We start from the raw sequence: 8,755 nt of genomic DNA on the forward strand, positions 1-8,755 counted from the left end.
AATCGCACGGCTGAATAGCCGAGCAGCAGCCCGAATACGGCGGCCAGCAGACTGATCGCAAGGACGGCGGTCAGCATGGTCTACCTCACCAGGCCGACGAAGCCCATGAACCCCAGGGACATCAGGCCGGCCGTGATCAGCGCGATGGCATTGCCCCGAAACGGCAGCGGCACGTCACCCACAGCTACCCGCTCACGCATGGAGGCGAACAGGATGAGCACCAGCGAGAAGCCAACCGCGGCACCCAAACCGTAGAGGGCCGACTCGATGAAGCCGTGGGCCTCCTGCACGTTGAGCAGCGCCACGCCAAGCACCGCGCAGTTGGTGGTAATGAGCGGCAGGAAGATGCCCAGCACGTTGTAGAGCAGGGGGCTGGTCTTGTGCACCACCATCTCGGTGAACTGCACCACGGCGGCGATCACCAGGATGAAGGCGATGGTGCGCAGGTACTCGAGCCCCAGCGGCGCGAGCATGTACTCGTTGACCAGATAACTGCACACGGAGGAGAGCGTGAGCACGAAGGTGGTGGCGAGCCCCATCCCCGTGGCGGTCTCCACCTTGCGCGACACCCCCATGAACGGACACAGCCCCAGGAACTTCACCAGGACGAAGTTGTTCACCAGCACGGTGCCGATCAGGATGAGGGCGTATTCGGTCATCATTCGTCAGTATCCGGCAGCCTCCGACAGTGCTGCAACCGGGTCGCGACTATGGGAATTCAGTTGAACCGCGACGCAAAGCCGCNNGCGGCTTTGCGTCGCGGTTTCATGATCTCGGTCAATTAGAGCCCGACCTCATGGAAGTCCCGCGCCACCGGATGTGGGCCGAAGTCTTCGCCGGTGCCGGCGCGGTCCAGGGCCGTGGTCTTCATGCCTGCTTCGGCGGCGGCGTCCAGTTCGGCGCGCAAGTCGGAGAGAAACAGCACATCGCCGGGCTCTGCACCCAGTTCGGCGGCGATGGCCTTGTAGGAGGCGGTGTCACGCTTGCCGCCGATACGGGTATCGAAATAGGCATCGAAGAGCGGATTGAGATCCCCGTGGGTCGTGTGCCCGAACAGCAGTTGCTGGGCATGCACCGATCCGGAGGAGTAAACGGCGAGCCGAATGCCCTGATCGTGCCACTTGCGCAGTTGTATGACGGCGTCGTCGTAGACATGCCCCTGGAAGTCGCCGCGGCGGTAGCCTTCATCCCAGATCAGTCCCTGCAACGCCTTGAGCGGCGTGATCTTCTGATCGTGGTCGATCCAGGCCAGCATGCGCTCGATGAGCGCCTCGTCGTTCAGGTCCGCGCCCGCATAAGTGCGCGCATCCGCCAGCAACCGTTTCACCTCCGTATCCCCGCCGTGGGTGCGCACGAACTGCGGCAGGTGCGCCCGGGCATACGGAAACAGCACGTCCTTCACAAAGGACAGGCTGGAGGTGGTGCCTTCGATGTCAGTGATAATGATTCTGGTCATGTGCTGGCCTTCGGGTTCGAAGGAATCAACCGCGACGCAAAGACGCGAAGACGCAGAGATTCGCAAAGAAGATCCTTTCTGGGTTCAAAGATGAGAATTTTTGCGCCCCTTTGCGTCTTCGCGGCTTTGCGTCGCGGTTGCGCCTTCACTCGCCAAAGCTCGGAAAGCGGCTGGCGATGTCGCTGCCGGTGAAGTTGGCCACCCAGCCTTCCGGGTTTGAGAACAGGCGGATTGCGGTGAAGCGCGGTTCCGGGCCCATGTCGAACCAGTGGGTGGTGTTGTCGGGCACGCTGATCAGGTCGCCCTTCTCGCACAGTACGGCGTAGACCTTGTCATCCTTGTGGATGTAGAACAGGCCCTGGCCGTCCACGAAGAAACGCACCTCGTCCTCGCTGTGAGTGTGTTCGTCCAGGAACTTCGCGCGCAACGCCTCGCGCTGCGGGTGGTCTGGCGTCAGGCTTACCACGTCCGCGGTCTTGAAGCCGTTTTCGCGCATGAGCCGGTCCATGTCCTCGCGGTAGGCCTCCAGTATGTCCTCCTGGGAGGCATCGGGCGCCACCGGCTTTCCCGCATCCCAGCGCTCGAAGCGGATGCCGATGGCGTCCAGTTCCCGGCGGATATCCTCGAACCCGGTGAATCGCTGCGGATTGTCCGGGGCGTTGTCCGGATAGATGGTGAGTTCGCTCATGCCAGCATCCTCCTCGTGAGCACTTCACATTCAAACAGGAACTCGAAGGCCTCCATGTGCCGGCGCGCGGCCTCCACGTCAGCGCCCCAGGTGTAGAAGCCGTGGCCCTGTATCAGGTACCCGGCGACGCCGGGTTCGCGGTTCATGAGGTCGTCCACCCGCGCGGCCAGTTGGCGGATGTCCTGATCGTTCGCAAACACCGGCACCCTGAGTGCCGTCTCGTGCGTATCAATGCCGGGCAGGGCCTTCGCGACCTCGTAGTCTTCCAGTATCAGTCCGTCAGGCGAAAGCCTGGACAGCACCGTGGCGTTCACCGAATGGGTGTGCAGTACAGCGCCGATCTCACGGGAACGTCGGTACATGATGATGTGCAGGAAGGCCTCCGCCGAAGGCCGCTTGCCTTCCGAGATGACGTTGCCGTCCAGATCCACCACCATCAGGTCGCGCTCGCTCAACTCGCCCTTGTGGCGCCCGGACACGGTGATGGCCATGTGGTTGTCGTCCAGGCGCGCGGAAAAGTTGCCCGCCGTGGCCGGCACCCAGCCCCGGTCGAAAAAGAAGCGTCCCACCGCCGCCAGTTCTGCGGCACGTGCCATGAATTGAGGGTCCTGTTCGTTCATTTAAAGGCTGTCCGTAGTCAGTGGTCAGTTGTCCGTCGTTGGGGGTTACCACTGACCACTGACAACGGACAACTGACGGATCTATTTCACCCGCATGCCCGGCCGTGCCCCGTCATCGGGGGTCAGCAGGAAGATGTCCTTGCCACCGGGGCCCGCGGCCAGGACCATGCCTTCCGAGGTGCCGAACTTCATCTTGCGCGGGGCCAGGTTGGCCACCATGACCGTGAGCCGGCCCTCGAGGGTGGCCGGGTCGTAGGCCGACCGGATGCCGGCGAACACCTGACGGGTTTCGCCTCCCAGGTCCAGGCTCAGGCGCAGCAGCTTGTCCGCCCCCTCCACGTGCTCGGCCCGCAGGATACGCGCCACGCGCAGGTCCACCTTCGCGAAATCCTCGATACCGATCTCGGGCGCGATGGGACCGCCTTCCAGCGCCTGTTTCGGTGCCGCATCTTCACCGCCGGCGGATGCCAGATCCTCCCGGGAGGCCGCCTGCAGCTGCTCCACGGCCGCCGGGTCCACGCGGATCATGAGGGGCTCGAAGGCGTTGATCCGGTGCCCGCCGATGGGTTCGGCCACATCGTTCCAGTGAAGCGGTCCCACGTTCAGGAACGCTTCGGCCCGCGCCGCCATGTGCGGCAGCACGGGCTTGAGGTAGGTCATCAGCACCCGGAACAGGTTCAGCCCCTGGCTGCAGACCGCCTGTACGCGGTCCTCGTTGCCCTCTGTCTTTGCCAGCACCCAGGGCTTGTGCTCGTCGATATACTGGTTGGCGACATCCGCCAGCGCCATGATCTCGCGCATGGCCTGGCCGAATTCCCGGCCCTCGTAGAGGCGTGCGATCTCCTCGCGGCTGCGTGCGAAGCGCTCGTAGAGGTCCGCATCCGGCAGGCTGTCCGCCAACCGGCCCCCGAAGCGCTTGTTGATGAAACCCGCGCACCGGGAGGCGATGTTGACTACCTTGCCCACCAGGTCGCTGTTCACCCGGGCGATGAAGTCCTCCAGGTTCAGGTCGATGTCGTCCACGCCGGGCCCGAGCTTGGCGGCGAAGTAGTAGCGCAGGTATTCCGGATTCAGGTGATCCAGGTAGGTGCGTGCCTTGATGAAGGTGCCCCGCGACTTGGACATCTTCTGGCCATTGACGGTGAGAAATCCGTGGCAATGCACGGCGGTGGGCGTGCGAAAGCCCGCGCCATGGAGCATGGCCGGCCAGAACAGGGTATGGAAATAGGCGATGTCCTTGCCGATGAAGTGGTGCAGTTCGGCGCTGCTGTCGGGCCGCCACCAGGCGTCGAAGTCCAGGCCGTGCGCCTCGCAGTAGCGCTTGAAGCTCGCCATGTAGCCGATGGGCGCGTCCAGCCAAACATAGAAATACTTGCCCGGCGCGTCCGGGATCTCGAAACCCCAGTAGGGGGCGTCCCGGGAGATGTCCCAGTCCGACAGCCCCGCCCTGAACCATTCGTCCAGCTTGTTGCGGATCTCCGGCTGCAGGCTGCCGGAGGCGGTCCACTTGCGCAGCATCTGCGAGAAGTCGGCCAGTCGGAAGAAGTAATGCTCCGATTCCTTTTCCACGGGGGCGGCCCCGGAAATGGCCGAAACCGGGTTCTTCAGGTCCGTGGGGGCGTAGGTGGCACCGCACACCTCGCAGGAATCCCCGTACTGGTCGGCGGCGCCGCACCGCGGGCACTCGCCCTTGATGAAGCGGTCGGGGAGGAACATGCCCGCTTCCGGATCGTAGGCCTGGCGGATGGTGCGCCGGTCGATATGGCCGCCGTCGCGCAACCGTGTATAGATGAGTTCAGCGAAGTGGCGATTCTCGGGGGAGTGCGTGCTGTGATACTGGTCGAAGGTCACGTGGAAGTCGTGGAAATCCGCCCGGTGCTCGTGCCCGACGCGTTCGATCAGTTCCTCCGGCTCGACGCCGTCGGCGCGGGCCTTGAGCATGATGGGTGTGCCGTGGGCGTCGTCGGCGCACACGTAGATGCATTCGTGCCCACGCAGACGCTGGAAACGTACCCAGATGTCGGTCTGGATGTATTCCACCAGATGGCCCAGGTGGATGGGGCCGTTGGCGTAGGGCAGGGCGCTGGTGACCAGGATTCGGCGCTTCACGGCGTTGTTGTCTGGCTTGGGGGTCATAGGTGCACGAATCGGCAGGAAAAGTGAGCTAAGTTAGCAGGTTGCACAGTGCTTGGCCACCGACAGGAGCCCACCGGGGACCGGTGTGACGGCAAGCGGGCCCCGAAAGGCCTTCCTTACCCCACTTGGGGTGGTTTTTTTGCCGGGGCCACCTTGGTGTAGAATCCCGACTCCTGTTCCCGGCCTTTCGAGGCGTCACGGGTTCCATTTGCATCAGAATTCGATACTGACCAAGGAGTTCAGTCATGTCCGAGGTATCCCGACTGCAGGTTGAGACCGCGCTCAAGGAGATCCAGGATCCCTACGTCGAGAAGGATCTGGTCGGCGCCGGTGAAGTGGGGGATATCCGCATCGACGGCGGCCGCGTGGCGGTGGACCTGAAACTCGGCTACCCCGCCGGGGGCGCCCATGATGCCTTGAGCACCCAGGTGCGCGACAAGGTGGCCGCCATCAAGGGCGTGTCCGACGTGGAGGTGAAGGTGGAGACCCGCATCACCGCTCACGCCGTGCAGAAGAATCTCAAGCCCCTGGAGGGCATCAAGAACATCATCGCCGTCGCCTCAGGCAAGGGCGGTGTGGGCAAATCCACCACCGCGGTGAACCTGGCCCTGGCCCTGGCGGCCGAGGGTGCCAAGGTGGGGATTCTGGACGCCGACATCTACGGCCCCAGCCAGCCCCGTATGCTGGGCATCACGGGCCGCCCCGAGTCCCGCGACGGCCAGCGCATGGAGCCGATGGAGAACCACGGCATCCAGGCCATGTCCATCGGTTTCCTCATCGAGGAAGACACGCCGATGATCTGGCGCGGCCCCATGGTCACTCAGGCCCTGGAGCAGCTGCTGCGCGACACCCGTTGGCACGATCTCGACTACCTGGTGGTGGACCTGCCCCCGGGCACCGGCGACGTGCAGCTGACCCTGGCACAGAAGATCCCGGTCAGCGGTGCGATCATCGTCACCACGCCCCAGGACATCGCCCTGCTGGATGCCCGCAAGGGCCTGAAGATGTTCGAGAAGGTGGAGGTGCCGGTGCTGGGCATCGTGGAGAACATGAGCATCCACATCTGTTCCAAGTGCGGGCACGAGGAGCATATCTTCGGTGAGGGCGGCGGTGAGCGCATGGCCGGGGAGTTCGGCGTGGAGATGCTCGGCGCGTTGCCGCTGGACATCCACATCCGCGAGCAGGCCGACGGCGGTCAGCCCACAGTGATCGCCGACCCGGACGGGCGCGTGGCCGAGATCTATCGCGAGATTGCCCGCCGGGCCGCTGCGCGACTGGCCATGCAGTCCCGGGACTACAGCTCCAAGTTTCCGAGCATCGTCATTCAGAACACTTAAATTCAGTGGCAAGTCTCAAGTGGCAAGTGGCAAGGTAAGGAACCCACGCCGCTTGTGGCTTGCCCTTGGGACTGGCATTCATGTCAATCAAATCGGATCGGTGGATCCGCCGCATGGCGGCGGAGCAGGGGATGATCGAGCCCTTCGAGGCCGGGCAGGTGCGGCATGTGGGTGAGGAGCGCATCGTTTCCTACGGCACCTCGAGCTACGGCTACGACGTGCGCTGTGCCGACGAGTTCAAGATCTTCACCAACATCAACTCCAGCATCGTCGACCCCAAGGGCTTCGACGAGCGCAGTTTCGTGGACGTGAAATCCGACGTCTGCATCATCCCCCCCAATTCCTTTGCGCTCGCCCGCACGGTGGAATACTTCCGCATCCCCCGCTCGGTGCTCACCATCTGCCTGGGCAAGAGCACCTATGCGCGCTGCGGGATCATCGTCAATGTCACGCCGCTCGAGCCCGAATGGGAGGGGCACGTGACGCTGGAGTTCTCCAACACCACCCCGTTGCCGGCCAAGATCTACGCCAACGAGGGCGTGGCGCAGATGCTTTTCCTCGAATCCGATGAGGTCTGCGAGACCTCCTACAAGGACCGCGGCGGCAAGTACCAGGGCCAGCGCGGCGTCACCCTGCCGAAGACTTGAGCTGACGGGTTGGCCACGAAGTTCACGAAGAGCAAGAAAAGACATATCTCTCGCAAAGACGCGAAGCACGCAAAGAAAAGCCGATTGGAATAGGGCGGGCCGTGCCCGCCGCGCCGGCGTGCCACGCCCGCACCCGATGGCGGCCACGGGCCGCCCTATGGGTTTCCACGAGGTGATCGCAGCCCGAAGAACCATGGGTCTTGGCCAGGACCCACAAGAAATCCCGTTCAAACAGCCCTATGAATTTCTTTGCGTGCTTCGCGTCTTTGCGAGAGGAATGCTTTTCGCTTCGTGAGCTTCGTGGTCGAAACAGCCTTTCGAGCAACGAAACTCAGAAGTTTTCCGTGGAGGTGAACAGGCCCACGCGCAGGTCCTTGGCCGTGTAGATCTCGCGGCCGTCGACGCTGACGGAGCCGTCGGCGATGCCGAGCACCAGCTTGCGGGTGATGATGCGTTTCATGTCCACCTGGTAGGTGACACGGCTCGCCTTCGGCAGCACCTGGCCGAAGAACTTCACCTCGCCCACGCCCAGCGCGCGGCCGCGGCCGGGATTGCCCAGCCAGGCCAGGTAGAAACCCACCAGCTGCCACATGGCGTCCAGGCCCAGACAGCCGGGCATCACCGGGTCGCCGGGGAAATGGCACTCGAAGAACCACAGGTCCGGGTGGATATCCAGCTCCGCCTTCATCTCACCCTTGCCGTGAATGCCGCCTTCATCGGCGATCCGCGTGATGCGGTCCATCATGAGCATGTTGGGCACGGGCAACTGTGCATTGCCGGGCCCGAACATCTCGCCATAGCCACATTTCAGCAGTTGGTCGCGATCAAAGCTTTCCACGCGCATGAGGGATTCCGGCCGATAGTCAGGGAGCGGCCTATTGGACCGGATTATCGATGTGGGCACAAGGCCGGCAGGATTAAGGGCCGGCCTGTGCCTGTCGCTCGAGACTTGCCGCGCGCTGCCTTCAACTGTCCCAAGGAAGGCGCGAAAGCTGGGCGCGTGTGTAGAACCGGCCCTGACGCATGAAGCCCGCGATGATGCCTTCCTTGAGAGCGGTGATGCGGCCCTTCTCGTCGCGTTCCACGACCCAGTGATCGGGAAGATTGTCCAGCAGGTGCACTGCGGCCAGGGTGCCGTCCTCGTTGACCGACAGGTGGATCTCTTCAGTGGACAGATCCTGAAAGGCCGGCAGGAATCCCAGAACGGCCGCCCCGGCCGTCATTTCCGGGATTTCCCGGTAGGCGGGGGAGGTGATCCACGAGCGTGTCGACTGGCTGATCTGCATGGTCAAAGGTCTCCTGCTTGGCCCGGTTCGGGCGTGTCCCTGATATGCTTGACGGCAGGGGGAGGGAATACTTGAGGCCGGTGCGGCCCGAACCGTTACACTGTGCCGGCGTATGCCGCACCGCATGGATTGCGCAGAAGGACCTGAGAACAACGTGGGGGTAGTCATGTCCGTTCAAGCTCTGCCGGGCCTTTGGGCCGAATCCCTGGCCGTGTCCGTGCTGATATGGATCGTCCTGCTGATCGTGGTGCTCTACGCCGGCCGGCGTTGGATCGAGCCGTTCGGGATCGCCCTGTATCGTGGTGTGGACCGCCTGCTGCGCTTCAGTCAACGCGCCCTTCGTGCGACGGGACGTCACGTGGAGCTCCGCCAACGGGCCTACCTGCGCAGTACGGAACGGGAGCGTCTCGATCACCGTTTGCATCGCGAACTGCGCGCACTGCACGACCGGGTGAACCGGGACCTGGGTGGCTATCCGGTGCTTCAGCGCGCCATGCATCAGCAGATACAGCGCCTGGAGCAGGATTACCACGCCGCCGAGGACATGCCGCCCGCTGAACCGCCCTGGCTTCGCACCGTGGCGGA

General features: G+C 63.6%; 9 protein-coding genes and 1 pseudogene. 3 read left to right on the forward strand and 7 right to left on the reverse strand.

Features of this window, described 5'->3' with window-relative positions:
* Window positions 1-80: 80 nt before the first annotated feature.
* The 5 genes from rsxA to metG form a co-directional block, all read right to left on the reverse strand.
* Window positions 81-659: an electron transport complex subunit RsxA gene (rsxA, locus tag B1C78_RS13550; RefSeq protein ID WP_077279718.1), complete on the reverse strand. Its 579-nt coding sequence runs from the start codon at window positions 657-659 to the stop codon at window positions 81-83.
* Window positions 660-781: 122 nt separating this feature from the next.
* On the reverse strand, window positions 782-1,456 hold the full coding sequence (gene mtnC, locus B1C78_RS13555; protein WP_077279711.1) for an acireductone synthase: 675 nt from the start codon (window positions 1,454-1,456) through the stop codon (window positions 782-784).
* A gap of 145 nt (window positions 1,457-1,601) precedes the next feature.
* A complete protein-coding gene (locus tag B1C78_RS13560; protein WP_077279712.1) occupies window positions 1,602-2,144 on the reverse strand; it encodes a 1,2-dihydroxy-3-keto-5-methylthiopentene dioxygenase in 543 nt (180 codons plus the stop codon).
* Window positions 2,141-2,764, reverse strand: a complete 624-nt coding sequence (locus B1C78_RS13565) for a methylthioribulose 1-phosphate dehydratase (RefSeq protein WP_077279713.1) — start codon at window positions 2,762-2,764, stop codon at window positions 2,141-2,143. The genes B1C78_RS13560 and B1C78_RS13565 overlap by 4 nt, the downstream gene beginning before the upstream one ends.
* Window positions 2,765-2,845: 81 nt before the next feature.
* Entirely contained in the window at window positions 2,846-4,900 is a 2,055-nt protein-coding gene (metG, locus tag B1C78_RS13570) for a methionine--tRNA ligase (RefSeq protein WP_077279714.1), read from the reverse strand.
* A gap of 245 nt (window positions 4,901-5,145) precedes the next feature.
* Between metG and apbC the strand changes: the two genes are divergently transcribed.
* Entirely contained in the window at window positions 5,146-6,237 is a 1,092-nt protein-coding gene (apbC, locus tag B1C78_RS13575; protein WP_077279715.1) for an iron-sulfur cluster carrier protein ApbC, read from the forward strand.
* 80 nt (window positions 6,238-6,317) lie between these two features.
* Entirely contained in the window at window positions 6,318-6,884 is a 567-nt protein-coding gene (gene dcd, locus B1C78_RS13580) for a dCTP deaminase (protein WP_077279719.1), read from the forward strand.
* A 331-nt stretch (window positions 6,885-7,215) separates the two neighbouring features.
* Here the strand turns inward: dcd and fabA are convergent, their stop codons facing one another.
* Together fabA and B1C78_RS13590 are read right to left on the reverse strand one after the other, a co-directional pair.
* Window positions 7,216-7,728 carry a 3-hydroxyacyl-[acyl-carrier-protein] dehydratase FabA gene (gene fabA / locus B1C78_RS13585; protein ID WP_077279716.1) on the reverse strand — a complete coding sequence of 171 codons (513 nt, stop codon included), beginning with the start codon at window positions 7,726-7,728 and terminating at the stop codon, window positions 7,216-7,218.
* Between the two features lie 121 nt (window positions 7,729-7,849).
* Entirely contained in the window at window positions 7,850-8,170 is a 321-nt protein-coding gene (locus tag B1C78_RS13590; protein ID WP_077279717.1) for a hypothetical protein, read from the reverse strand.
* 166 nt (window positions 8,171-8,336) lie between these two features.
* Here B1C78_RS13590 and B1C78_RS13595 point away from each other — a divergent pair.
* A pseudogene (locus B1C78_RS13595) lies at window positions 8,337-8,755 on the forward strand (hypothetical protein); the annotation flags it as partial.

The sequence above is a fragment of the Thioalkalivibrio denitrificans genome (assembly GCF_002000365.1).
GTDB lineage: Bacteria > Pseudomonadota > Gammaproteobacteria > Ectothiorhodospirales > Ectothiorhodospiraceae > Thioalkalivibrio_A > Thioalkalivibrio_A denitrificans.

Coding starts and splice junctions, on each gene's coding strand:
- rsxA (WP_077279718.1), bottom strand. CDS start 659: ATGACCGAATACGCCCTCATCCTGATCGGCACCGTGCTGGTGAACAAC.
- mtnC (WP_077279711.1), bottom strand. CDS start 1,456: ATGACCAGAATCATTATCACTGACATCGAAGGCACCACCTCCAGCCTG.
- B1C78_RS13560 (WP_077279712.1), bottom strand. CDS start 2,144: ATGAGCGAACTCACCATCTATCCGGACAACGCCCCGGACAATCCGCAG.
- B1C78_RS13565 (WP_077279713.1), bottom strand. CDS start 2,764: ATGAACGAACAGGACCCTCAATTCATGGCACGTGCCGCAGAACTGGCG.
- metG (WP_077279714.1), bottom strand. CDS start 4,900: ATGACCCCCAAGCCAGACAACAACGCCGTGAAGCGCCGAATCCTGGTC.
- apbC (WP_077279715.1), top strand. CDS start 5,146: ATGTCCGAGGTATCCCGACTGCAGGTTGAGACCGCGCTCAAGGAGATC.
- dcd (WP_077279719.1), top strand. CDS start 6,318: ATGTCAATCAAATCGGATCGGTGGATCCGCCGCATGGCGGCGGAGCAG.
- fabA (WP_077279716.1), bottom strand. CDS start 7,728: ATGCGCGTGGAAAGCTTTGATCGCGACCAACTGCTGAAATGTGGCTAT.
- B1C78_RS13590 (WP_077279717.1), bottom strand. CDS start 8,170: ATGCAGATCAGCCAGTCGACACGCTCGTGGATCACCTCCCCCGCCTAC.